Here is a 21,807-nt window from a genome sequence, read left to right on the forward strand (position 1 = left end):
CAGAGACAGGCAGGGCGACGGTGGGGATCGGGTCCGGGGCGCTCGTGTAGGCGTACACGCTGTATCCGCCGCCGGCCAGGAGGACCACCGCGAAGGCGGCGACCACGCTGATGACCAGCGCCTTGTTGGGTTGGTCAGGCGGGGAGCCGTACGGGATCGGGCCGGAGTAGCCGGGCGGGCCGTACGGCGAGACCGGGACCGTCGACGGGTCGTAACCGCCTTCGCGGTTGTAGCCGCCCTGACCCTGAGGAGGTCCGTAGCCGCCCTGGCTCGGGGGAGGTCCGTAGCCGCCTTGACCGGGCGGGGGACCGTGGCCGGGTTGTGGTTGCGGGGGCTGCGGAGGAAATCCCATCACCCCATTGTGGGGGAATTCATCACTTCTGTACCACCAGCCCCGGAAATGTTGCGGACGGCAGCCACGGGCGGAAGTCTGTCAGACCCCGGTCGGCTCGCGGACCAGGCTGACCCGGACGGCCGAGGGGTCGTCGCCGGTGAGGGGGACGGCGAAGACCGCCGTCCGCTCGCGTGCCCCGTAGACGACGAAGCGCAGGCCGTCCTCGTCCCAGGTGTCCTGGACGTCCGTGGTGAGCTGCGCGGACGCCGAGCAGTACGCGGGGCTGCGGTAGAGCAGGTGCAGCGAGGTGGCCAGCGGGACCTCCGCCGGTGGGGGAACGGCGAGGGGGCGGCGCAGCCGTACCAGGAGGCACCGCAAGGGGATGAGCCAATGGCGGTCCAGCTCCGCCGAGAGGGCCAGCAGGACGGCGGTCTCCGCGAGGGCAAGCGTTGTGAGCGGCGGACCGGGGTCGGCGGGGATCGCGAGGAGGCTCGCGACGAGCAGGAACGCCGCGCGGGCGAAGGCCCGCAGGTCCACGGGGCGGGAGTGGGCGCCGAGGCACCCGCACGATGCCGTGGGCGCGGCGACGTGCGCGTAGGCCAGGTACGCGAGGAAGCCGGCGCAGAGCGCCGCGGCGGCCGCGGCCTCCAGCGGAAGGAGGGGTGGGAGCAGGAGCGCGGCGGCCACCGCGAGTTCCGCGAGCGCCACGAGCCGGAACGCGGGGACCGCGCGCGCCGGGCCGACCAGCCGGGCCAGGGCGGTGTGCCCGGCCCCCGCCCGCATCCGCCGGCTGAGCAGTTTCATCAGGCCCGCCCAGACCAGGAAGAGGGCGATCACGTACGGCTGCGACGCGGCGATCCCGTGCATGTGGACGCTCCTAGTGCGGGGAGAAGACGGTGGCGATGTCGACTTCGTTCGTGTCCGGCCGCCAGGCACCCAGGATCTGCACGTGCTGGCTCACTTTCAGCATCGACAGGTCCGCGGACGGCGGCGCGTCGGACCGGATCGCGACCGACTTCCCGGCCACGACGTGGCAGAGCACCTCTTGCCCGTTGTGGTCGAGGTGGAGGGTCTGGTCCTTGATGTTCGTGATGTGGCCCTTGATGTTGACGATGTTGAGCCACACCGATTCGGCGGCGAGCAGGCCGTCCGGCATGCGCACGCCGCGGGCGTAGAGGCCGTCACCGGGCTTGGCCTGGTCGAACGGGACGGGGCCCAGCTTCCACAGGCTCGTGCCGTCGACGACCCTGATGCGGTGGAACACCATGTTCGAGCCCAGGACGAAGAGCGTGTTGTCCTTGATCGAGCGGATGCGGCCCTCGGCGAAGTCGGGGTCGGGGGTGCCGGGTTCGAGGTCGGGGCCGGACGTGGTGCCGGAGGTGGCGAAGGCGGCCTCGGGGCCGAGCGAGCCCAGCGCGGTGGCGGCGACCACGCCGGCGCCGCCGCCGAGCACGGCGGACTTGAGCAGGTCTCTTCTGCTTCTCATCGTCGGCCCCCTATCCGGTCGCGATTTCGCACGGCCGCAGGCCGGTGGAGAGGCTGGCGATGCGGCTGTAGGCCGCCGGGGTGAGGTCGATCAGCCGGTTGTTCGCGCAGGTCGAGCCGCAGCAGCTGCGCTCGCCGCAGAACAGGTCGGTCTGCGGGCCGCAGTCGGCGATCGCGGTGACGACGCTGGCGCCGCCGCACAGGGACGTGGTGCGGTGCCGGAATCCGCAGGTCCTGCGGGAGAGGCTGACGCCGCAGCGGTCGGGGCGGGTGATCGACCAGCAGGCGTCGGAGGCGTTCGGCCAGGCGTGCTGCAGGCTTCCCGAGTTGCAGGTGCCGCAGGCGCCCTTCCCTGTGCTGCTGCACGGTCCCCATGCGGTGCCGCAGCAGAACCAGGAGACTTCTCCTTGGACGGGGCCGAGTAAGTCGATGGGCGGGTCGGTGGATGGGTTACGCGCCATGCGCGTCCTCCTAGGGGGTGAGCTCCGGACGAACCTTGAGGAGGTGCTGAAGCTTTCCGACTCGATCTATGAGTACCATGTAAGGATTTTTCGTCAATATCCCAATTGAGTCGGTATTCGCCCGGTATGTTGCACTTCCGGAGTTAACCAGCGTCCCAGGAGCCCTGCCGGGGAGCGGTCGGGCTGAAGTGCACCGGCAGCGTCTCCAGGTTCCGCATCCACAACGACCGCCGCCAGCGCAGCGCGTCCGGCGAGACCGCGAGGTCCACGTCGGGCAGCCGGTCGAGGAGCACCTCGACTGCGGTCTCGGCGATGACCTCGCCGAGCTCCGGCGCGGGATAGGGGCAGCTGTACTCGCCGTGCCCGAAGGACATGTGGGCCCGGTTCGCGCCGGGATCGGATTCGTCCGCCGGCCGCACCTGCGGGTCGGCGTTGGCGGCGGCCAGGCCGAGCACCAGCAGGTCGCCCTTGCGGATGCGGCGCCCGCCCAGCTCGCAGTCCTGCGTCGCCCAGCGCCCCGGCGCGTTGCGCAGGGGCGGGTCCCGCCACAACACCTCGTTCATCGCCTGCCCGACGCTGCTGCGGCCCCCCTGCAAGGTGACCGAGAACCGGTCGTTGACCAGCATGAGGCGGAGCGTGTTGCCGATCCAGCCCGCGGTCGGGGTGTTGGCCACGACGAGCATCACTCCGAGATCCATGTCCGCCTCCTCGTCGCTGAGCTCCGCCGGGTGGGCGATCAGCCGCGAGGCGATGTCGTCGCCGGGCACGTCACGCTTGCCCGCCATGAGCGTGCTCATCCTGTCGCGGAGCCAGGTGTAGGCGGCGTAGGTCTCGCTGGTGGCGTCGAGCACCACGTTGACGTTCGTGACCACGTCGTCCATGTCGGCGTCGGGCATCCCCATGAGCCGCGCGATGACCTGGGCCGGGATACGTCTGGCGTACTGGGCGACCAGGTCGGCCTCGCCGTCGCCGGCGAAGCCGTCGATCAGCCGGTCGGACACCCGCTCCGCGAGCATGGCCAGCTCCGTGCGATCGACGGCGTCGATCGCGTCGCCGATCGCGCCCGTACGCCGCTGACGCTCCGCGCCCTCGGCGAACAACACCGTCGGCTGCCAGCGGAAGGTCGCCATCAGGGACCCGGCGGGGGGCACGTGCTCCCACACGTTCCAGCGCCTGGAGTCGCGGCCGAACAGGTGCGGCATGCCGAAGACGTGGTGCAGCTCGCGGTAGCCGATCACGAACCACGCGGGCACGCCGTCGTCGAGCAGCACCGGCACCACGGTGCCGTGCTCGCGCCGGAGCCGCTGGTAGAGCTCGTCCGGGTCCTCGTCGAGGGCCGGACCGTAGAGCGGCACGGCACCGGCGTGGTCGGGATAGCCGGACAGCGCGGCCTTCTCCGTCATGACATGGTCTCCTGGGCGGGGGCGTACCAGGTGGTGAGGTGGCGCAGCAGCGTGACCAGCACGTCCTTGCAGGAGTGCCGGAGCCGGGCGTCGCAGTCGACGAGCGGCACCGAGGGCGGCAGCGACAGGGCATCGCGTACGGCGTCCACGCCCGGCCCGTCCGTGAACCGGTTGACAGCCACGACGAAGGGCATCCGGTGGTGTTCGAGCCGGTCGATGGAATACCACGAGTCCTGCAGCCTGCGGGTGTCCACCAGGACGACCGCGCCGAGGCTGCCCGAGAAGAGCTGGTCCCAGACGTACCAGAAGCGCTGCTGGCCGGGCGCCCCGAACAGGTAGAGCACCTTGCTCTCCGTCAGCGTGATCCGGCCGAAGTCGAAGGCCACCGTGGTGGTGGCCTTGCCACGCACCCGGCGGATGTCGTCGATGCCGACGCCCGCCTCGGTCATGACCTCCTCGGTGCTGAGCGGGCGGATCTCGCTCACCGCGCCGACCATGGTCGTCTTGCCCACTCCCAAGCCGCCCACGATCACGATCTTCAGCGCGTCCGCGGCGGTCGCGCGCAGCGGTGCGCGCTCAGATGTTCTGGAGGGCAACCAGCACCTCCTTCAGCAGCTCCGGACTCGGCCCGTCGGCCGACCGCAGCGCGGACGGATGGCGTACGGTGATCCGGCCCGTGTCCAGCAGATCGCACAGGAGGATCTTCACTACGCTGACCGGCAGCCGTAGCTGCGCGGAGAGCTCCACCACCGCCGTGGGCCGCCGCGTCAGCCGGAGGATCTTCACGTGCTCCGACTGCATGCCGGGGGCGGGCTCGCACTCGCTGACGATGAGCGACACCGAGTCGAAGGTGCTCTCGTCGGCGCGGGTGCGTCCCCCGGTGACCATGTAGAGCCGGTCGGGAGCCTCGTCGTCGACGGGCCGCTGCCTCATCTGGAACCGCCGGCCGCAGGCCGCGGCGCCGCGCTGAGGTAGGTGCCGATCTGCTCGACCAGCTCGTTCATGTTGTGGCCGACCAGGCCGACGTCGGCGTCCTCCGCGGCGATCACGGCAAGATGGGCGCCCGCGCCCGCGGGCACGATCAGCAGCAGGCCGCCGGGGAACTCCACCATCGCCTGCCCGGACCCGATGGCCGTGCCGAACTCGGCGGACGCGCTCACGGAGAGGCTCTGGATCCCGGAGGCCAGCGCGGCGAGCTGGTCGGCGCGGTCCTGGTCGAGGCCGGAGGTGTGGCAGAGCTTGAGCCCGTCCCTGGTCAGGACCAGCACGTGGGCGATGCCCGGGGTCTTCTCCCTGAGGTTCTCCAGCAGCCAGTCGAGGCTGCTGTCCGTGGTCGTCAAGGCGTCCGTAGAGTTCATCGGGAAAGATGGGGCGCGCGTCCCGCACGTTGGCCCCTGCCTCCTATCTGTGAATCGAAAGCCGGTCAGGAGTCGGGGTTCGTGGCGCGCCCGCGCCCGCCGGCCTGGCGGAACGCGGCCAGCCTGGCGGCCGGGTCACGGCCGTCGCGTACGTGCTCGGCGGCCGGGGCGGGTCTGTCCCTGGTCGCCTCGGCGAGGGTCTGGCCGCGGCGGCGCTTGGGCAGCGACCCCCGGGTCTCGTCCTCCGGTTCGGGCGCCGGCGGCGCGGGGGTGGGCACAGCGGACACGGCGGACATGGCGGGCACAGCGGGCGGCTCGGCGGCCGGCGGCTCGTCGTCCGGGCGCGGCTGGGTGATCAGGCGGCGCGGGATCAGCACCACGACGCCGGTGCCGCCTCTGGCCGACGGCCGGAAGCTGACCATCAGACCATATTTGTCGACCAGGCGGCCCACCACGGCGAGGCCCAGCCTGGTGCCCGACACCATCCGCAGGTCGAGCGGCTCGGACACCAGCTTGGCCGCGCGGTGCCGCTCCCGGGAACGCATGCCGAGGCCGCTGTCCTCGATGGTGACCACGACGCCGTTGTCCTCTTCCTCGACGTAGACGTGGACCTCGGTGCCGTGGGCGGAGAAGGCGGCCGCGTTGTCCATCAGCTCGGCCAGCGCGTGCATCACGCCCTCGGCGGCGTACCCGGCGACCGCGACCGTGCTGGTCGAGTGGAGCCGGACGCGCCGGTAGGCGCCGATGCGGCCCATGGCGCCGCGCAGCACGCTCTCCATCGCGATCGGCCTGGTCCACCTGCGTCCCGACCGGCCGCCGCTCAGCAGGGCGATGTTGTCGGCCAGCCGGCCCGTCTGGGAGACCCGGTGGTCCAGGTCGAGCAGGTCGGCGAAGATGTCCTCCTGGTCGCCGTACCGCTCCTCCAGCTCGCGCAGCCGGGCCAGCAGGCTGGTCGCCTGGGCCTGGACGCGGGCGGCGGCGCCGGCGCAGGCGCGCATCGCCGCCGTGCCCTTGCGCTCGCCCTCGCCGATCTGCCGCGCCGTCTCGCTCAGCAGCCCGCGCAGCGGGCCGTGCACCGGCTGGCGCACCTCCTTCAGCGCGGCGTCCACCGGCTGGTGGCCCGACTGGACGCGCTTGACCAGCTCAGGCAGCGCCTCGTCGGCCAGCCTGACGACCTCGGCCTCCAGCGACGCGCCTGCCGCGCGGGCGGCGGCGGCCTCGCGGGCGAGCAGGTCGAGCTCGTGGCCGGCCGCTTCGACCAGGCGCTGGAGCAGGTCGTCGGACGGTTGTGCCACCTTGGTGAGCGCGTCGACCGTGGGCACGCCCTCGCGTACCTGGCCGCCGAGCTCCGGCAGGGTCTCCTCGGTCAGCCGCAGGGCCTCCCGCTCCAGCAGGGCGACGCGCAGGCCGTCCTGGTTTGCCTGCTCGCGGAGTGCGCGGGTCGCTGCCTGCTGGTGAGCGAGCGCGGCGGCGGCGCAGGACAGCAGGGCCGCCGCCACTCCGCCGACGGCCGCCACAAGACCCGTGGCGCCGGAAGGGGCCAGCGAGACCACCCAGAGCCAGGCCGGCACCGTGACGACCAGTCCCCCGAGTAACGCGAGGGCGGCGCGGTGCCGCGGGGTGAACATTCGCGGAGCGGGGGGAGGGGCAAGTGCTGACATCGGTGGTCCTCAAGGCCGTGACGGCCAGGCGAGCGAGTCGAACCAGGCGTTCCGGCAGGGAACGCTGTGTTGCCGCCTCGCGACTGATCGCGTAGCAGGCTGGGGACAAACCGTAGCATCGGCGCACCATTAAGAACAGACAGCAACGCCGTAACCTCACGCCTCACCCGTATCACCGCAAAGATCGATATTTCTCCGTATGAAGTGAAGGCGGGGTTTCCGGCGTGGACAGGGTGTTGACGAGGGGCTGCCGAGCGCTTACGTTTCCCGCGATCGCTGAAATTATCGCTATGCATCAGAAAATTTCGGAGAATCCGGAAAGATCCTGCAACGCTTCGCATCGGAGGTCGCCGGTGAAGTCCCTCATCATCGCCCTGGCGCTCGTGCTCGCCCTGCCCGCTTCCGCGTACGCCGGCCCGCGCCCGCCGCGTGACCTGCGGGTGGCTCACCAGCACGGCATCAGGATCGGCACCGCCGTCGACATCGCCGCCCTGCGCGGCCGGCATGGCTGAGCGCAGGCGTCGCCGACGGCTCGATCACCCCGGCCGAGCTGAAGCGGATCCTGCGCGACCACGTCACCACCCAGGTCCGCCGCTACAAGGGCAAGATCAGGGCGTGGGACGTGGTCAACGAGGTGGTGGAGGAGGACGGCAGCCTGCGGCAGAACATCTGGCTGACGAACCTCGGCCCCGGCTACATCGCCGACGCCTTCCGCTGGGCCCACCGCGCCGACCCGCACGCCAAGCTGTTCATCAACGACTACAACCTCGAATGGAACGCCCCCAAGATCGAGACCACGCTCTCGCTGGTCAAGGACCTCCAGGCGCGCGGCGTGCCCATCCACGGGGTCGGCTTCCAGGGACACCTCGGCATCCAGTACGACTACCCGGGCGACTGGGCGAACGTCATGCGCCGCTTCGCCGACCTGGGCCTGGAGATCGCGGTCACCGAGCTGGACGTGCGCATGGTGCTGCCCGTGACCCCCGAGAAGCTGACCACCCAGGCCGACTACTACCGCCGGGCGCTCACCGACTGCCTGAGCGTCGAGGCCTGCAAGGAGCTCACCGTCTGGGGCTTCACCGACCGCCATTCGTGGGTGCCGGGCTGGTTCGACGGCGAGGGGGCGGCGTGCCTGCTCGACGAGGACCTGGCGCCGAAGCCCGCCTACCGGGCGCTGCTCGGAGCGCGGGCGCGATGACCTGTGCCGCGCCGGAGCCGCTGGAGGGGGTCGGCGACCTCAGCTCGTGGTGGCTCCGGCCGGTTCGCCCGCGTGGGCGTCGGCCCCGGCCTGGTTGCGCTCGGCGCGTGCCAGATCGCGGTGGCCGGTGGCGAGAATGCCGATGCCGAGCAGGACCGCGCAGCCGCCGATGACGAACGGCACGTGCACGTTGAGGTGCTCGGCGAGCTTGCCGGCCGCGAACGGCGCCGGCCCACCGCCGATGAAGCGCACGAACCCGTACGCCGCCGAGGCCACGGGCCGCTCCACGGGCGCGACCATCATCACGGCCTGCGTGGTCAGCGTGTTGTTCACGCCGATGAAGACGCCCGCGACGATCACCGCGGTGATCAGGACCGGCCGGCTGCCGGTGAAGGCGGCGATGACGAAGACGACCAGCGCGAACAGCGCGAGGTTGCCGTAGAGCGTACGGGCCAGGCCGAGTTTCCGTTGCAGCCAGGGCGCGCCGGCCACTGAGAAGATCGCCACCATCAGGCCCCAGCCGGTGAAGACGAGCCCGAGGTGGATGGCGTCCAGCTCCATCGGGAAGGGGGCGTAGCCGAGCACGGTGAAAACCCCCAGTTGTAACAGAGCGCCGTCAGGCTCATGATCAGCAGGCCGCGGTGGCGCAGGGCCTTGAGCGGATCGAGGAGCGAGGTCTTGCGAGGGGGTTTGGGCTGGGGGCGTACCAGCAGGATGGTCGCGACCAGCGCGAACGCCATCAGCACCGCGACGCCGTAGAACGGGCCGCGCCAGCTGATGTGGCCGAGCGCGCCGCCGAGCAGCGGGCCGACCGCGATGCCCAGCCCGCCGCGTTGGCCTGCGTCATCCGGCCGCTCCATGGGCGGGCGGTGTGGTGCCGAGGGCGCGGGCGGTGAGCCGTTCGAGGGCGGGCAGGGCGGCGGCGATGGCGGCGCGGTCGGCTTCCGAGAGCTCGGCGAGCAGCTCGGCCAGCCGCTTGGCCTGCGTGCTCCGCCGCCTGGCCAGCTCCGCCCGCCCGTGTTCGGTGATGGCGACGACCACGACACGCCCGTCCGCCGGGTCGGCCAGTCGCTCGGCCAGCGCCTCGCGCTCCAGCCTGGAGACGAGCTGGGTCATGGCGGGCTGGGTGACGCCTTCGAGCGCGGCCAGGTCGGTGAGGCGGCGGGAGCCGAGGCGTTCCAGGTTGGCCAGCGTGGACAGCGCGGTGATCGACAGGTCTCTGGGCACGTCGATGAGGCGCATCATCGTCCTGACCCGGCCGAGGCCGGCGGCCAGCTCCAGGTGGCTGATGGGTTCCGAATCCATAAGCCCTTTATATCACCTGCTCATATAAGCTGATTACGCATCGCCGCGCCACCCCGCGCTCCAGCCTCCCGGCCCGCGCCACGGCCCACTTCACTCCAGCGACCAGTTCCTCCACCGAGCAGGCGCGCTCGCCGGCGGCCTGCTGCAGCGCCGCCGGCAACGGCTCACCAACCAGCTGCGACAGCGGGCTGGCCGCCTTCTTCGGCTCCACCAGCCGCTCGCCGGTGCCCGGGTGGAAGCCGTCCATCAACGTGCGGGCGGCCTCGTGCTGCTCGGGAGTCAGCGGCGCGCCCGCGGTGATCCCGTCGATTCCCAGCCCGGCCAGACCGGCGCCGATCCACGTCAGGCCGCAGCCCTTCTCCCCCTCCGCCACGGCCGGCACCGCCTCGCCGTCGGTCAGCCGGTAGGTCATCTGGTCGCAACCAGCGCCCTCGCGCAGCCGGTAGTCGATCTGCGCCTTGGCGGGACCCAACACCGTCACCCACGCCAAATGCGACCACCCCCGCGCCCGCAAGATAAGTCCGGACGATGCAAGGTTCACCCGGACAGGACACACGCCCGCGCCCCGCGTGGGCTTCGACCCTCGGCCCGGGTGGTGTTCCGTTGAGGGATCCCCTAACGGAACACCGATCGCGTTCCAAGCTGGAGCGAGGCCAACGCGGATCACGCTGAGCGGTCTGGGTCACGACGTGGTTCGGGGATGAACATCGTGTAGGAACGCAGCTCGGGAACTTGCCATGCGATCGCGGCGACGGCCATGGTAGTCAGTAGACCTCCGATGCAAATCACTGTTCGGGGCCCGAGGAGCGACGCGGTGGTCCCGTGCAGCAAGTTCGCGAGCTGCGGTCCACCGATGAGGACAACAGTGAGCGCTCCTTGGATCCGGCCGCGCATGGCGTCGTCGGTAAGGGCCTGGAAGATGGCGTTGCGGAAGGTGCTGAGCACGAAGTTCACGGCTCCGCCGAGGACGAGTGCTATCAGCGCGATCCACAGCTGTGCCGCCAAGCCGAGTGCGACCACAGTGATGCCCCACGCGGCAGCGGCTGCCGCCATGAGAGCGCCATGGCGGCGGGCGCGGGTGAAGGTGCCCGACAGGAGACCGATCGCGAACACCCCGGCTGGGTAGGCGGCGTAGAGCAGTCCCAGTGCCGGGCCGCCGCCAGCCGGGCCGCCGTAGGTGCGCTGGGCCAGTTCGGGGAAAAGTGCGATCGGCATGCCGAAGACCATCGCCGAGAGGTCGACCGCCAGCACTGCCACGAGCAGTCGGCTGGCGGCCAGATACCGGAACCCAGCCAGGATCTGAGCGATGGTCGGATGATTCCCGCGGTGCGGTTCGGCCGGAACGTTCGATGCTCGGGCTGGCTCCAAGCGGGGCAACTTGGCGACGGCCCACACGACGGCCAGCAGCGCGAGCGCGTCGAACAGGTACAGGATGCCGAGCCCGACGAGCGGGATCAGAAGGCCGGCGAGCACAGGGCCCAAAATCGACCCGGCGTAGCGGACCAGCGAGCTGAGGCTGTTGGCCGCTGGGAGCAGTTCGACCGGGACGAGGCGGGGCACCACGGCACCCATCGTCGTCATGATCGATCCGAAGGTCAGTCCCTGGCAAGCCACCAGCATCATCAGGATCGGGACGGATCGGGCGTCCAGCACAGACTGAGTCCACAAGGCCGCGTAGGTCAACGTTAGGCCGCAGTGCGCGGCCAGGAGTATCGTTCGCCGGTCTCTGACGTCGGCGAGAGCACCTGTCCACAGAGCCGCCACCACCAGCGCGACGAACGACACGACGGCCGAGGCACCCACGGCCGCCGATGACCCGGTCATGGTGAACAACTGCGTTGGGATCGCGGCCAGGCTGAACGACCCGCCCACCGCGCACACCACTGACGCCACCCACAACCGCCGAAATGCGTCGACCCTCAGCGGCCGGCGATCGACGATGATGCCGTGTCCTGCCCTGAGCCTAGGGGCGCGCATCACCGGCTGGGAACGTTATGCGCGGCATCCGCAGCGTCCAGCGGTACGACGTCGGCGACGACACCGGCGATGTTGTCGGGAGCACCTGCGGCGTACGCTTGCGCGATCAATTCGTCGAGTGCCTGCTGCGGGCCGTCCTCCTCGGCCAGCACCTTCTGCAGGGACGCGGCCGAGACGACGGCCGACAACCCATCGGAGCACAAGAGGTAGCGGTCACCGGCAGCGGCCCGGTGAAGTGACAGGTCCGGATGCGTCCCGCCTGTGCCGGTCAGTGCTCGCACCAGCAGTGAGCGCTGCGGGTGCGAGGCCGCTTCATCGGGGGTCAGTCGTCCTTCGTCGATCAGGGACTGGACGAAGGTGTGGTCATGGGTGATCTGGGAGAGCTCACCGTCTCGCAGGCGGTAGACGCGGGTGTCGCCGATGTGCACTAGCGCCAGATGGGAGCCGGACCACAGCAGTGCGGTCAGGGTGGTGACGGCCTCGCCATCCGATGATGCTGCGGCGATCGTCCCGATCTGGGCGTCGGCATGGTCGACCGCGTCAGCCAGCGCGCCGAGGAGGTCTTCGGCGGGCATGGCGAGAGCCTCCAGCGGTTTGAGCGCCTCGATGGCGGTCGCGCTCGCGAGGTCTCCGGCTCCGCCACGGACGCCGTCGGCCACCGCCAGCAACCGGGGGCCCGCATAGGCGGTGTCCTCGTTGCTCATCCGCACCAGTCCCGACTCCGAGCGGGCGACGTAACGGATCCCGAGCATGGTCGCGGAATCGTCCACAGAGCTGCCTCTTCCCGTCAGGTAGTCGACGAGGAAGGTTGCCAACCGGCCGCGAGCGGCGGTCTCGGCCTGGAGCTGCTCCCAGTAGCCGGCGATCGCCTCGGCAGCTGTCTCCGCAGGTAGATCACACACATGCCGGATACGGGTCAAGGGCATGCCCAGACGCCGCAACCAGGCGATCAACCTGGCTCGCTCCAACTGCTCCGGATCGTAGAACCGGTATCCCGAATCGCCATCCACGGCGGCCGGCGGCAGGAGCCCGAGTTCGTCGTAGAGCCGCAGGGCCTTCGGCGACAGCCGAGCTGCCCGAGCGAACGCTCCGATCGTCAGCAGCTCCCGCACCACTCCTCCTCGTCCCGGCCACGACGACCGGTGTCAACGATGCTGGGGCTTCACCCAAGGGGAAGGTCAACAACATCACCACCCTTCCACGCGCCTTGGCAGGACCGCTCCGAGCTACCTGGCAATCGCTACGCGCTGACCCCGAGATCGAGACGGCTGTCCATGTCGAGGCGGAATCGGCCGTAGGGGTTGACCTGGGCCCAGAACAGCGGTGATAGGGCGCGCCCGTCTTCGTCGGTGAGCTTGGCCGCCCAGGCCGAATCTCGTAGGACGGCTTGCAGGAGCTGGGTGTTGATGACCAGCGCGGACTGCAGCAGGTGCAGGCTGAGCATGCAGACCTCCTGATGCTCCTTGTCGCTGCCGGGGATGGTGCCGGCGCTGCCGTAGAACAGGTCGGTGTTGGCGGAGTTCCAGTTCTCCACGACCTGCAGGCCCTCGTGGATCTCGCGGCGCAGCTCTGAGGCGGCGACGTACTCGGCGACGAACACGCTCTTGACCGCCTTGCCGAGTTCCTCGATGACCTTGTAGGTGGGGGTGTTTGGGGCCGCCGCGGGTGAAGCGTCGCAGCACTTGCTCGGCCTCGGCCGTGCCCAGCCGCAGGGCGGTGGCGTATTTCACCATCTGGTCGTACTGCTGAGCGATGATCTCCCAGTCGATCGGCTTGTCGGCCACCATGCCGCTCAGGCAGGATGGGACCTGATCATCGGCGTCGGCCTTCACCAGCTTCTGGTGGGCGTTCCTCTTCATCCGCGGCAGCAGCTTGAATTCCAGCAAGTAGGAGAACGCGAACCCGACCAGCGACTTTATGTGGACACTGTCAAGCGACCCCGGCTCGGAGTCCAACGGTCGCGAATCGCTGTAGCGAGCTCAGAGCGCCCTGCCATGCAGAACCTTGATGACCTGAGCACGGGTCTGTCGCAGGTCAACACCCAGGGCAGCAGCCGTTTTCTCCTCGCATAGCAGGCCGAGCAGAAGGTGCTCGGTGCCGATATACCGGTGCTTGAGCCCAGCGGCCTCACGGCGGGCCAGTTCCACGACGTGGTCGAGGTCGACGCCTGTCTCCTGGGCGCGTGTAGTGAGGTCGCATCCGAGGCTCCTGAGCGTCATGATGGCCACGCCCTCGTCCAAGCGGGCCAAGCCCATCAGGAGGTGATCGGCGGTGACGCGGTCATGGCTCAAAGTCCTGGCCTCCTGTTTGGCCAGGTCGAGCGCCTGCCGAGCACGAGCCGTAAGGCTGTCCAGCGGCAGGTGCCGGATCTCGTCGCGGCGGGCCCCTGACCAGTGGGCGACCAGCAGTGCTGCCCGCTGGAACGGGCAGGAGATGTCGTTGATGACGGGCATCACCAGGTCGAGCTCGCTTTCCCTGCCCCCTGGCTCTTCTTGAAGTAGACGTTCCTGATCGCGACCCGCACGTAGGCCCGCGGTTTGCCGATCTCCGGCCAGCGCGGAAAGGCCTTCGCGCACGCCTCCTGCGCCAAGTCGAACGCCTCGTGCCAGCGCGCGCCCAGCCGGTGCGCGAACAGCAGCAGGTCAGGGAACTCCCGGCGGTACCACTGCGCGAACTCGGCGCCGTCGTCGCCGGCTGGAGGCCGGGGAGGCGGCGTCACGGTGGTCTGCTCCTGCCTTGCGAGGTGTCGTCCACATCATCCATCACCGGCCTCCGCCGCGGCCGCCGAATCAGCGGAACCAACGTGGACGCGTACGCCGTCCGCCCGGTCGACGTACACGCTGCCCCTCGGCAGGCACGCGATGACCTCGGCTATCCTTCGCTGCCTGTGCCGTTCGCGTACCCAGGTCGTGACCAGCGCCAACGCTGTTCTTGGTGAGGGGATCCGGTCTCGCACATTCCTCAACCCTTTGGGTAGGTGGATCCCATGATGGGGGCGCAGGTCGATTATCGGGCGGTGTTCGAGGCGGTGCCGTCACCCTGCGTGGTTCTCACTCCGGATCAGGTCGTCGTGGCTGTCAACGACGCGTATGTGCGAGTGATTGGACGCGACCGGGAGGACGTGGTCGGTCGAGACGCCTTCACCAGCTTTCCTGGCAAACTCCGCGTCCTCGGTGATCCGGAAGCGTCTGGGGTGACAGAGGTGCGTGCTTCGCTTGAGCGAGTGGTGAACACCGGCGTAGCCGACGTCGTGCCGCTGCTGGGGCACGGGATGGAGGCGCCTGATCGTCCGGGTGCCTTCGAGGAAGGGTACTGGTGCCTGCTGAACGTTCCGATGCTCGACGCGGCAGGCGGGGTGCGGTGGATCGTCGTCGTGGTGGAGGACGTGACCGGCCTCTTCGAACAGGTGCGCGCTTCACTTGGGGCCGGCGCCACCAGGGCGGGGGCGACGCGGGTGGGCGTCCGCATCCCCGGGCAGGTCCCCGACCCTGTAGAGCTGAGCTCGCGGCTGCAACAGGCATACCGCCAGGAGCAGCGAGCTGTCTCGGCGCTGCACGAGGCTATCGAGCATCAGCAGCGCTTCCTGTTCGACGCCACCCACGATCTGCGTAATCCGATCACGGGCCTGTTGACCGAGATGGAGGTGGCTCTCGCTGACCCTGATGCCGATCTGCGCCAGACTCTGCAAACGCTGCATCACAACGTCGAGCGGCTTAACAACGTCGTCACCGACCTGCTCGTCCTGGCCCGTCTTTACACGGCGACTCCGCCCACCACCGACCTGGTTGACCTGGCGGACCTGGCCATGGAAGAACTGGAGGCCCACCCGCCGAACGCCAACGTCGTCACCCATCTGAGCGACAACGTCATGGTCCGGGCATCTCGAGTGCGGCTGGCCCGGCTGCTGTCCAATCTGGTGGCCAATGCGGAGCGGCACACCACCAGCAAGATCGAGATCGTGGTCGCCGCCGACCCCCCGTCGTTCGCCATTCTGGAGGTCATAGATGACGGCCCCGGCATCCGGCCGGAGGACCGCGAAAGGATCTTCCACCGCCTATACCGACAGGACCTGGCCCGGAGATTGGACTCAGGTGGCTCCGGTTTCGGACTGCCGATCGCTCGAGAGATTGCCCAAGCCTACGGTGGCGATCTCTACGTGGCCGATCACGCCGACGGCGCCCGCTTTGTCCTGCGCCTGCCCCTAGCCTCCTAAGGTCCGCACCATGTCTGGGCGGCGCTGACGTAGTGCCCCTGCTGCTGGCGGCATCTACGGGCTCGTGCGGGCGGACCAGCGCGGCTGACCATCACAGTCATCCTTCCGGACGGTCCGTACGAGCGGATGATCGGAGCGTAACTCCAATGTCGTCCGGTGTTAAGGCTCCGCAACTGGCGCATGCGGGCTCGTTCGCGGCCAGCACGCTGGGCAGCTACAGCCAGGACACCAGCGACGACTCCGACGCCGGCCAGTACTACAGCAGCTGAGCCATGCCAGCCACGTCGCACAGCGCCTGGTTCGTGGCGCTGCCGGACACCGGCGAGGCCCGGGCGGCGAGCTTAGTGTTTCGTTTCCGTGGTGCCGCTGGCGTGGCGCTGCGCGACGCCGCCCTGGCGGCGTTCTTGGACGAGAGCGGGCAGCTGCCGTGAGCCCACCGCGATGATCCACCTTCCATCGTTACCTGGGTTGACGGTCTCCTCCCGCAGGTCAGAGCGCGATGACCCTTTCTGTCACGTGAGGCAGTCAGCTGATCTTCACATCATGTTGCGTCGGGGACCGCAGGACGCAGACGTGGATGCCCAGATCGCAGAAGGGCGAGCAACAGGGCGCGGAGATGGGGCTGTTCAGCCACGTGCACAAGGCCGCGCACCGCGTTCGGCCCACGTATCCCGCCGTCGGCGGCCGGGGCGGGCCAGTTCCGCCCAGACCGAGCCTGGTTTGCGCAGCGCGGGTGCCGGCACGTTGAGTGCCTTGGCCAAAGACGGTACGAGCCGGAGCAGGACGGTGAAGATTATCTTTAATGGCATGCGCGCAGAGTTCAACCGGAAGCCGCACCGCCGTAATGACCACGCGGCAGATCGACGTCTCTGCCTGGGCGATGGGTAACCAAGGCGCAGCCCTTGACGGTGTCCATATAAACAGCGACATGGTGTTCGGGATCTTCTCCATGCTCGGCTACCGGTTCGCGCCCCGTTTCGCCGATCTGGGCGACCAGCGGTTCTGATCGCGCCGAACTGCCCGACGGCACCGCCAGCGATTACGGGGTACTGGAGGCGATTGCCCGGAAGAAGCTGAACACCAAGAAGATCACCACTCAGTGGCGGGACATGCTCCGCGTCGCCGGGTCACTGGTGACCAACCACATGCGCGCCTACGACCTGCTGCGCATGTTCGCCCGCCAGGGTTCTCCGACGCCGCTGAGGCAGGCGTTCGCCGAGTGCGGCCGCATCGGCAAGACGATGCACCTGCTGAGCATGCTGGACCTGATCGATACCTGCTACCGCCGCAGCCTGGGCAAGCAGCTCAGCGTCCAGGAGTCCCGGCACCGTCTGACCCGCAAGATCTGCCACGGCAACGCTGGCAAGATCCGGCAGGCCTACCGCGAAGGCCAGGAAGATCAGCTAGCGGCGCTAGGGCTCGTGCTCAATGCCGTGGTTTTATGGGATTCGACGTATTTGTCGGCGATCGTGGACCAGCTGCGTGCTCAGGGTGTGCCTGTCAAGGACGGGCACGTGGCCCGGCTGTCTCCGCTGGGCCACGCCCACCTCGACGTCCTGGGCCGCTACGCGATCGCTTCCTGGTCCCCGGACAAGGGCCTGCGGCCGCTCGGAGCGGCAGCGCTGTCCCAGGACGCTTCTTCCGTCGTCGTGAATGAAGACGGTGTCTTTATCTGGAGTGATCTCGGCGGTCGATACTCAAAGGATCATCGCGATGGCCGTTCGGTACGTCACCGGGTTCCGTGCTTCTTGTCGCGTTCTTCGACCAGTTTGGTGAAGTCCGACTGGGAGTCGGCGAACTTCGTGATGCCCTTCTTCGGGTCGATCGTCACGTAGAAGAGCCAAGAGCCGGAGGCCGGCTTCAACGCGGCCCTGATGGCGTCGTCCCCTGGGTTGCCAATGGGGCTGGGCGGCAGGCCGAAACGCCTGTAGGTGTTGTACGGCGACCGGCTCTTGAGGTCCTCGCGTTTTGCGCTGACGCCGTACTTGTCCAGGCCGTACAAGACCGTGCTGCCCACCTCCAGCCGCATCTTCCGGTTCAGCCGGTTGTAGATGACCCGGGCGATCTTGGGCATGTCCTCGGGCCTGCCCGCCTCGGCCTGGACGATGCTGGCGATGGTCAGGATCTCCAGCGGCGTTCTGCCAGCACGCCTGGCGCCGTCGACCAGATTGGTATCCTCGGCGGCCTGCCCGAACCGGGCCACCATCGCCCTAAGGATCTCGCCCGGACTCATGGTGGGGGAGAGCTCGTAGGTGCCGGGAAAGGCGAACCCTTCGAGTATCCCCTTGGCATAGGGCGGCAGGCCGAGCACCGTGTCGTCCTTGGCAGCCTTCTCGAACTCCGCCACCGGCCTGCCGGTGAGCGACGACAGCACCTTGAAGAGCTGTGAGAGCCGCATCCCTTCCACCACGGTCACGGTGACGGCCGGTCGGCGCTCGGGGGCCACGTGCGGAACGGCGTTCTGTTGTCCGGCGACATCACCGGGGGCCCGCGACGACATCCCCTGCACCACGACTGTGGATCCGACGGCCAGCGCGGCGACGGCCGACGCCGTCACCAGGGCGAGGCCGCGGCGACGCGGTCGGCGCTCGCGGACCTGGAGATACCGACCCGGCGCGGGTGGCCGCTCTTCGTCGGCCATGTCGGCGAGAGTCTCACGCAGCAGGTTCTCGATGTTCATCCGAACTCCCTCACGGTGGTCAGTTCAGGTGCCGTTTTCTTCAGACGTTCCAGCGAGCGGTAGATCTGGCTGCGTACCGACCCCACCCTGACGCCGAGCAGTCGCGCGATCTCGGTCTCGGAGAGGTCCTCGAAGTAGCGCAGCACGAGCATGGTCCGCTGCCGGGGTGTAAGCCGGGCGAGGGCCGCGCGCATCACCATGCGAAGGTCCACAACGTCGGCGTGCCCGTCACCGATCTGGTCGGGCAGCCATCCGGTGGGCACCTCCGCGACGCGTGACCGTCGCCGCCACCAGCTCACCTGCTCGTGGTACATGACACGGCGGACGTATCCCTCGATGGCGACCGGATCGCGCAGACTGCGCCACTTTGCGGCCGTCTTGACCAGGGCCGACTGCACCCGCTCCTCGGCGGCGTGCCGGTCACCGGTCAGCAGGTACGCGGTACGGAACAGCGCCCCCGATCGGTCGGCGACGAAGTGCCGGAAGGCCGCCTCAAATCCTGGATCCACCCAATCCTCCTCGTGATGTTCACAGGCAAGGACGCGGGTAGCACGTCGATCTATGCCGGCACGATCGAGGTTTCTCGCTCGGTGCTATTCAGCGCTCCTAAGGGCCGGCCCGCAGAGCGGCCCGGGCCGCGGCCCCGCGCGGCCGTCCCGCTCACCGTGACCACCGCCCAGGTCGCCGCGTGCGTGGTCCCGACCCTCCCGGCCGCCTACAACCTCGCCGGCGACCACACGCGCTGGCTGTCGTCGTACCTGCCGATCCGGCAGCTCACCCGCCCGCTGAGGGACGTTCCGTTGCTGCTCTGGCTGGGATCTGAGGTCTTCACCGGAGCCGGCGTCGGGTCTCCGGGGTGCCGGTCCTGGTCGTCGAGCCGGTCTGGCAGCGCGTGGCGGCCCAGGACTTCCCGCTGGAAGATCTCCGGTGGCTCGGTCATGGTCTCGATGGGCGTGTCGGGCGAGGGGGTCCCATTAGCAATGGAGCAGAATCCAACGAACCCGCCTCTGACCTGCAGTGACGTGGTGTTCCGCGCCGAGGTAGAAGGACTTCGTCGTGGTTGTTGGTGCTGACGGCTGATCCGTGGGTCAGCGAGGTTAGAGCCCTTTGTGGAAGGCGGCGTACTCGGCGCGGGCCTGTTCGGCAGCGTCGGGGTGGCGCTGGGACTTCGCGTGTTCTGCGAGGGCGCGGTAGATGCTGGCGAGGGAGGGGTTGTGACCTTTGCGTTTGCCGGTGGGGATGATCAGGTCCTTGCGGATCTTTTCGACGGGTTCGCCGGCCGCGCGGCGCCGTAGGACGGTGTGGACCATGTCGTCGGTGATGACGGCGGGGCGGCCGCCGTGGTTGCCCTTGCGGGCTGCGGCGGCCAGTCCTTCCAGCGTGGCCTCACGGATCGCTTCTCGCTCGGTCTCGGCCATGGCGGTGAAGAACGCGAATAGCATGCGGCCGTGCCCGGCCGGGTCGTAGATTCCGGCGAGGGGGCCGGCTCGTAGGCCAGCGCGAGCATCACGCGGTTGCGCGGTGGCTCGGACCTGGCCGCTTCCAGAAAGTCCAGCCACTCTTGGTCGGTAGGGATCCACGGCAGCGTGGTCAGTCGGGGCGCCAGGCCACGCTGGTAGCCGCCGAACTTGCGTCCCGGGGTATAGCGGCCACGCCCGACGGGGTTCGACTCGCGCAAACCCTCCTCGATGAGGAAGTCGTAGAACAGTCGGACCGGCACCAGCCGCTGCTGGATAGTGGCGTTGGCCAGCCCTTCCAGCACCGCTGGCGGCACGTGGCCACCGCATCCAGCGCAGAGCGGCGGGGCCGATACCCATAGGAGCCGTCATGAAAGATCGACTCCGTTCGAGGCTCCAGCGCCAGCGCCGCCACCGTCTGGGCGACCCTGTCGGCCACGGTCGGTACGCCCAAAACGCGCGTCCCTCCCCCAGCCTTCGGTATCTCCACCGCCATCACCGGAGGCGGGAAACAGGTCCCCGACGACATCCGATTCCAGATCTTGTAGAGGTTGTTCCTCAGATCGGCTTCGAAATCCTCCAGAGACTGCCTGTCCACTCCGGCGGCGCCCTTGTCGGCCTTGACTCTCTCGTATGCCTCCCACACCAGCCGCTTCGAAATAGCGAACGGCTTGTCCTGCGGTTCCGACATGCTCACCCGCTTCCTCCCAGGCCATCGCCCGGTTGATCGCGTGAAACGGATCGACAGATGAGCCGGCCCCTTTTCGCTCCACCCCCGTTACAGGGCTTCACCACTACTACGAGCCGGTCCGCCGGCGGACGCCGCGACGGTACTCAACGCCTCACGCTTTCTGCCGCCCGGCACGCTCCCTCTCGCCCACCCGGACCACACACGGCCCGGGACGACGATGTCGGCATCCGCCTTCCCACCTTCCATGCAGAAGCCGCAGACCGGACTCGCGCCGCCTCTACGCCGGACACCACCTGGCCAATAGACGGGCACCCGCCAGGTGCATCCCGGGCCCTTTTAACCAGCCCGGTTTCGATGTCATCTACTTGTTTCGACGCGTCCTCGGACGGTTCGCTCGCGCTCGCCTTCCCGGTCCCCACCTGACGCATCACGTACGCCTTTTCCCCAGACGCTCACCACGACGGTCTTCAGCCAACGCAGCTCTGGGGCGGTTTGGCATCTCCCCCCGCAGGGCGACGCCGAAGGGCCAGACCTTCATCTCCTGCACAGCACCGCATCAAGCAAGGTCACCTACACAACAACCTCACCTTCTGCGCTCGTGGCGCACATAAAGAACAAGCTAAGCCCGGCGCGACGACGCCGAGTTGGTCTACCGGGGCATCGTCGAGCTGCGCCACCTATGAGCCCCTGGCCGCCCGGCCGACGCGGGTGCTGCCCGCGCAGGGCCCGGCCCACGACCGGAATAGCTGCGGCCGACGCGCTCAGCCGGCGCCCTCGGCGCGGTAGACCTCCCGCCGCTCGGGGTCCGTGTCACCGGAGGAAATGTAACTCTCGGTAATCGCTGAAGAGTTTCGGGGCGAGCGTTCAAGCTCGGTTCCCCTTGCCCCGAGTGGGCAAGGGTGATCAGAGTGGTGTTCCGTAAGGGGATCTCCCATCGGAACACCGGCCAGCCGGGATGGACGCCCAGGTCGTGGTGTTCCGTAAGACTGTTCCGGCGGCCGGTATCGGCCCTGATCACACTACTCGTGAACACCCCTATCCCTCAGCGGGGATGTCCAGGGCTGTGCCGTACAGGCGCGAGACATGAAGTCTGATCACCACACGGCGTTCGTCGACCAGTTGCCGGAGGAAAGTGGCCTCGTCCGCCGGGTCCTCAAAGCCCGGCGTGAGTGACAGCAGCTCCTTGCCGACCGCGTCTCCCGGCTCGGTGGTCACCTCGGACACCTCCGCGTCGCCCTCGGCGACGGCGAACGACCAGATGTCCGGCCCGTTCACGTGCAGCGACAGGCGGGGGTTGGTGCGGACGTGGCGGGCCTTGAGGCGCCCCTCCGTGGTGGAGACGCGGATGATCCGCTCGGCGGGGTTCCAGTTGTATATGACGGTGGAAAGGTGGGGGTGGCCGCTGCGCTTGACGGTGGCCAGGACGCCGAACTGCTGGCCGCCGAGCAGGCTGCTGAGTTCCGCGTCGGTGAGGATGCGGGGCTCGGCGGGGCCGGAGTTCGTCTCGGTGTCGCTCATGTGAATCGAATCCTATCTGTGCTGGTGGGGACGGTTGGTCAGGTTACGGGGGTGAGCTGGGCCGCC

The 21,807-nt window shown here is 68.9% G+C and carries 29 protein-coding genes and 2 pseudogenes; 7 read left to right on the forward strand and 24 right to left on the reverse strand.

Annotation, left to right across the window (positions count from 1 at the left end):
• The 9 genes and pseudogenes from E1294_RS42170 to E1294_RS42210 all read right to left on the reverse strand — a co-directional run.
• Positions 1-352: pseudogene (locus E1294_RS42170) on the reverse strand (hypothetical protein); the annotation flags it as partial.
• Between the two features lie 81 nt (positions 353-433).
• Complete coding sequence (locus tag E1294_RS42175) at positions 434-1,201, reverse strand: MauE/DoxX family redox-associated membrane protein (protein WP_132516742.1); 768 nt, start codon at positions 1,199-1,201, stop codon at positions 434-436.
• 10 nt (positions 1,202-1,211) lie between these two features.
• Positions 1,212-1,820, reverse strand: a complete 609-nt coding sequence (locus E1294_RS42180) for a cell wall protein (protein WP_132516744.1) — start codon at positions 1,818-1,820, stop codon at positions 1,212-1,214.
• Positions 1,821-1,830: 10 nt separating this feature from the next.
• Complete coding sequence (locus tag E1294_RS42185; protein WP_132516746.1) at positions 1,831-2,280, reverse strand: RlpA-like double-psi beta-barrel domain-containing protein; 450 nt, start codon at positions 2,278-2,280, stop codon at positions 1,831-1,833.
• Between the two features lie 143 nt (positions 2,281-2,423).
• Positions 2,424-3,683: a cytochrome P450 gene (locus E1294_RS42190; protein WP_132516748.1), complete on the reverse strand. Its 1,260-nt coding sequence runs from the start codon at positions 3,681-3,683 to the stop codon at positions 2,424-2,426.
• On the reverse strand, positions 3,680-4,279 hold the full coding sequence (locus E1294_RS42195; protein WP_132516750.1) for a GTP-binding protein: 600 nt from the start codon (positions 4,277-4,279) through the stop codon (positions 3,680-3,682). Before E1294_RS42195 ends, E1294_RS42190 begins: the two co-directional genes overlap by 4 nt.
• Entirely contained in the window at positions 4,260-4,616 is a 357-nt protein-coding gene (locus E1294_RS42200) for a DUF742 domain-containing protein (RefSeq protein ID WP_132516752.1), read from the reverse strand. The genes E1294_RS42195 and E1294_RS42200 overlap by 20 nt, the downstream gene beginning before the upstream one ends.
• The gene (locus E1294_RS42205; RefSeq protein ID WP_246083673.1) at positions 4,613-5,041 is read right to left on the reverse strand and encodes a roadblock/LC7 domain-containing protein; all 429 of its coding nucleotides are present in this window, start codon (positions 5,039-5,041) and stop codon (positions 4,613-4,615) included. Before E1294_RS42205 ends, E1294_RS42200 begins: the two co-directional genes overlap by 4 nt.
• Before the next feature lie 65 nt (positions 5,042-5,106).
• The gene (locus E1294_RS42210; protein WP_220448247.1) at positions 5,107-6,702 is read right to left on the reverse strand and encodes a sensor histidine kinase; all 1,596 of its coding nucleotides are present in this window, start codon (positions 6,700-6,702) and stop codon (positions 5,107-5,109) included.
• A gap of 353 nt (positions 6,703-7,055) precedes the next feature.
• On the opposite strand from E1294_RS42210, the gene E1294_RS53510 reads away from it, so the two are divergent.
• Complete coding sequence (locus tag E1294_RS53510) at positions 7,056-7,214, forward strand: hypothetical protein (protein ID WP_165977778.1); 159 nt, start codon at positions 7,056-7,058, stop codon at positions 7,212-7,214.
• A 47-nt stretch (positions 7,215-7,261) separates the two neighbouring features.
• On the forward strand, positions 7,262-7,900 hold the full coding sequence (locus tag E1294_RS42215) for an endo-1,4-beta-xylanase (RefSeq protein WP_342775146.1): 639 nt from the start codon (positions 7,262-7,264) through the stop codon (positions 7,898-7,900).
• 39 nt (positions 7,901-7,939) lie between these two features.
• On the opposite strand, the gene E1294_RS42220 is transcribed toward E1294_RS42215, so the two are convergent.
• The 10 genes and pseudogenes from E1294_RS42220 to E1294_RS54210 form a co-directional block, all read right to left on the reverse strand.
• Positions 7,940-8,485, reverse strand: coding sequence for an MFS transporter (locus tag E1294_RS42220; RefSeq protein WP_220448248.1), 546 nt, complete (start codon positions 8,483-8,485; stop codon positions 7,940-7,942).
• Positions 8,410-8,760, reverse strand: a complete 351-nt coding sequence (locus E1294_RS55055) for an MFS transporter (RefSeq protein WP_220448249.1) — start codon at positions 8,758-8,760, stop codon at positions 8,410-8,412. The genes E1294_RS42220 and E1294_RS55055 overlap by 76 nt, the downstream gene beginning before the upstream one ends.
• Complete coding sequence (locus E1294_RS42225; RefSeq protein ID WP_246083674.1) at positions 8,744-9,205, reverse strand: MarR family winged helix-turn-helix transcriptional regulator; 462 nt, start codon at positions 9,203-9,205, stop codon at positions 8,744-8,746. The genes E1294_RS55055 and E1294_RS42225 overlap by 17 nt, the downstream gene beginning before the upstream one ends.
• 7 nt (positions 9,206-9,212) lie before the next feature.
• A complete protein-coding gene (locus E1294_RS42230) occupies positions 9,213-9,686 on the reverse strand; it encodes a hypothetical protein (protein ID WP_132516756.1) in 474 nt (157 codons plus the stop codon).
• Between the two features lie 182 nt (positions 9,687-9,868).
• On the reverse strand, positions 9,869-11,182 hold the full coding sequence (locus tag E1294_RS42235) for an MFS transporter (protein ID WP_132516758.1): 1,314 nt from the start codon (positions 11,180-11,182) through the stop codon (positions 9,869-9,871).
• The gene (locus tag E1294_RS42240; RefSeq protein ID WP_220448251.1) at positions 11,182-12,294 is read right to left on the reverse strand and encodes a MerR family transcriptional regulator; all 1,113 of its coding nucleotides are present in this window, start codon (positions 12,292-12,294) and stop codon (positions 11,182-11,184) included. Before E1294_RS42240 ends, E1294_RS42235 begins: the two co-directional genes overlap by 1 nt.
• A 128-nt stretch (positions 12,295-12,422) precedes the next feature.
• Positions 12,423-12,782: a transposase gene (locus E1294_RS56600; protein ID WP_246083676.1), complete on the reverse strand. Its 360-nt coding sequence runs from the start codon at positions 12,780-12,782 to the stop codon at positions 12,423-12,425.
• A 94-nt stretch (positions 12,783-12,876) separates the two neighbouring features.
• Positions 12,877-13,041, reverse strand: a pseudogene (locus E1294_RS56605) (Tn3 family transposase); the annotation flags it as partial.
• A 120-nt stretch (positions 13,042-13,161) separates the two neighbouring features.
• Complete coding sequence (locus E1294_RS42250; protein ID WP_132516764.1) at positions 13,162-13,635, reverse strand: Clp protease N-terminal domain-containing protein; 474 nt, start codon at positions 13,633-13,635, stop codon at positions 13,162-13,164.
• Positions 13,635-13,901: an RNA polymerase sigma factor gene (locus E1294_RS54210; RefSeq protein WP_132516766.1), complete on the reverse strand. Its 267-nt coding sequence runs from the start codon at positions 13,899-13,901 to the stop codon at positions 13,635-13,637. The genes E1294_RS42250 and E1294_RS54210 overlap by 1 nt, the downstream gene beginning before the upstream one ends.
• Positions 13,902-14,168: 267 nt before the next feature.
• Between E1294_RS54210 and E1294_RS42260 the strand changes: the two genes are divergently transcribed.
• The 5 genes from E1294_RS42260 to E1294_RS42270 all read left to right on the forward strand — a co-directional run bounded on the left by E1294_RS42260 (position 14,169) and on the right by E1294_RS42270 (position 17,230).
• Entirely contained in the window at positions 14,169-15,395 is a 1,227-nt protein-coding gene (locus E1294_RS42260; protein WP_132516768.1) for a PAS domain-containing sensor histidine kinase, read from the forward strand.
• Positions 15,396-15,541: 146 nt separating this feature from the next.
• Positions 15,542-15,664: a hypothetical protein gene (locus E1294_RS57570; protein ID WP_281284591.1), complete on the forward strand. Its 123-nt coding sequence runs from the start codon at positions 15,542-15,544 to the stop codon at positions 15,662-15,664.
• Positions 15,665-15,667: 3 nt separating this feature from the next.
• On the forward strand, positions 15,668-15,826 hold the full coding sequence (locus E1294_RS53515; RefSeq protein WP_165977782.1) for a hypothetical protein: 159 nt from the start codon (positions 15,668-15,670) through the stop codon (positions 15,824-15,826).
• A gap of 413 nt (positions 15,827-16,239) precedes the next feature.
• Entirely contained in the window at positions 16,240-16,401 is a 162-nt protein-coding gene (locus E1294_RS58500; protein WP_425465259.1) for a Tn3 family transposase, read from the forward strand.
• 82 nt (positions 16,402-16,483) lie between these two features.
• Entirely contained in the window at positions 16,484-17,230 is a 747-nt protein-coding gene (locus E1294_RS42270) for a Tn3 family transposase (RefSeq protein WP_425465260.1), read from the forward strand.
• On the opposite strand, the gene mltG is transcribed toward E1294_RS42270, so the two are convergent.
• The 5 genes from mltG to E1294_RS42300 form a co-directional block, all read right to left on the reverse strand.
• Positions 17,125-18,075 (reverse strand): endolytic transglycosylase MltG, encoded by a 951-nt coding sequence (gene mltG, locus E1294_RS42275; protein ID WP_132516770.1) that lies wholly within the window; start codon positions 18,073-18,075, stop codon positions 17,125-17,127. The two genes, E1294_RS42270 and mltG, sit on opposite strands and share 106 nt — an antisense overlap.
• A complete protein-coding gene (locus E1294_RS42280) occupies positions 18,072-18,584 on the reverse strand; it encodes a SigE family RNA polymerase sigma factor (protein ID WP_132516772.1) in 513 nt (170 codons plus the stop codon). The genes mltG and E1294_RS42280 overlap by 4 nt, the downstream gene beginning before the upstream one ends.
• A gap of 206 nt (positions 18,585-18,790) precedes the next feature.
• Positions 18,791-19,015, reverse strand: coding sequence for a hypothetical protein (locus E1294_RS42285; RefSeq protein WP_132516774.1), 225 nt, complete (start codon positions 19,013-19,015; stop codon positions 18,791-18,793).
• 157 nt (positions 19,016-19,172) lie between these two features.
• The gene (locus E1294_RS57575; RefSeq protein ID WP_342775145.1) at positions 19,173-19,904 is read right to left on the reverse strand and encodes a recombinase family protein; all 732 of its coding nucleotides are present in this window, start codon (positions 19,902-19,904) and stop codon (positions 19,173-19,175) included.
• Positions 19,905-21,258: 1,354 nt separating this feature from the next.
• Complete coding sequence (locus tag E1294_RS42300; RefSeq protein ID WP_132516780.1) at positions 21,259-21,741, reverse strand: PPOX class F420-dependent oxidoreductase; 483 nt, start codon at positions 21,739-21,741, stop codon at positions 21,259-21,261.
• Positions 21,742-21,807: the final 66 nt, after the last annotated feature.

Source organism: Nonomuraea diastatica, from assembly GCF_004349015.1.
In the GTDB taxonomy this organism is placed as follows: domain Bacteria; phylum Actinomycetota; class Actinomycetes; order Streptosporangiales; family Streptosporangiaceae; genus Nonomuraea; species Nonomuraea diastatica.

Excerpts from the sequence above, each read along its gene's own strand:
- E1294_RS42205 (WP_246083673.1), bottom strand. The coding sequence starts at position 5,041 with ATGAACTCTACGGACGCCTTGACGACCACGGACAGCAGCCTCGACTGG.
- E1294_RS55055 (WP_220448249.1), bottom strand. The coding sequence starts at position 8,760 with ATGGAGCGGCCGGATGACGCAGGCCAACGCGGCGGGCTGGGCATCGCG.
- E1294_RS42260 (WP_132516768.1), top strand. The coding sequence starts at position 14,169 with ATGATGGGGGCGCAGGTCGATTATCGGGCGGTGTTCGAGGCGGTGCCG.
- E1294_RS42285 (WP_132516774.1), bottom strand. The coding sequence starts at position 19,015 with ATGACCGAGCCACCGGAGATCTTCCAGCGGGAAGTCCTGGGCCGCCAC.
- mltG (WP_132516770.1), bottom strand. The coding sequence starts at position 18,075 with ATGAACATCGAGAACCTGCTGCGTGAGACTCTCGCCGACATGGCCGAC.
- E1294_RS42180 (WP_132516744.1), bottom strand. The coding sequence starts at position 1,820 with ATGAGAAGCAGAAGAGACCTGCTCAAGTCCGCCGTGCTCGGCGGCGGC.
- E1294_RS58500 (WP_425465259.1), top strand. The coding sequence starts at position 16,240 with ATGACCACGCGGCAGATCGACGTCTCTGCCTGGGCGATGGGTAACCAA.
- E1294_RS42235 (WP_132516758.1), bottom strand. The coding sequence starts at position 11,182 with ATGCGCGCCCCTAGGCTCAGGGCAGGACACGGCATCATCGTCGATCGC.
- E1294_RS42200 (WP_132516752.1), bottom strand. The coding sequence starts at position 4,616 with ATGAGGCAGCGGCCCGTCGACGACGAGGCTCCCGACCGGCTCTACATG.
- E1294_RS42250 (WP_132516764.1), bottom strand. The coding sequence starts at position 13,635 with ATGCCCGTCATCAACGACATCTCCTGCCCGTTCCAGCGGGCAGCACTG.
- E1294_RS57575 (WP_342775145.1), bottom strand. The coding sequence starts at position 19,904 with ATGACGGCTCCTATGGGTATCGGCCCCGCCGCTCTGCGCTGGATGCGG.
- E1294_RS57570 (WP_281284591.1), top strand. The coding sequence starts at position 15,542 with ATGTCGTCCGGTGTTAAGGCTCCGCAACTGGCGCATGCGGGCTCGTTC.
- E1294_RS42225 (WP_246083674.1), bottom strand. The coding sequence starts at position 9,205 with ATGGATTCGGAACCCATCAGCCACCTGGAGCTGGCCGCCGGCCTCGGC.
- E1294_RS42190 (WP_132516748.1), bottom strand. The coding sequence starts at position 3,683 with ATGACGGAGAAGGCCGCGCTGTCCGGCTATCCCGACCACGCCGGTGCC.
- E1294_RS42210 (WP_220448247.1), bottom strand. The coding sequence starts at position 6,702 with ATGTCAGCACTTGCCCCTCCCCCCGCTCCGCGAATGTTCACCCCGCGG.
- E1294_RS42300 (WP_132516780.1), bottom strand. The coding sequence starts at position 21,741 with ATGAGCGACACCGAGACGAACTCCGGCCCCGCCGAGCCCCGCATCCTC.
- E1294_RS42175 (WP_132516742.1), bottom strand. The coding sequence starts at position 1,201 with ATGCACGGGATCGCCGCGTCGCAGCCGTACGTGATCGCCCTCTTCCTG.
- E1294_RS42185 (WP_132516746.1), bottom strand. The coding sequence starts at position 2,280 with ATGGCGCGTAACCCATCCACCGACCCGCCCATCGACTTACTCGGCCCC.
- E1294_RS53515 (WP_165977782.1), top strand. The coding sequence starts at position 15,668 with ATGCCAGCCACGTCGCACAGCGCCTGGTTCGTGGCGCTGCCGGACACC.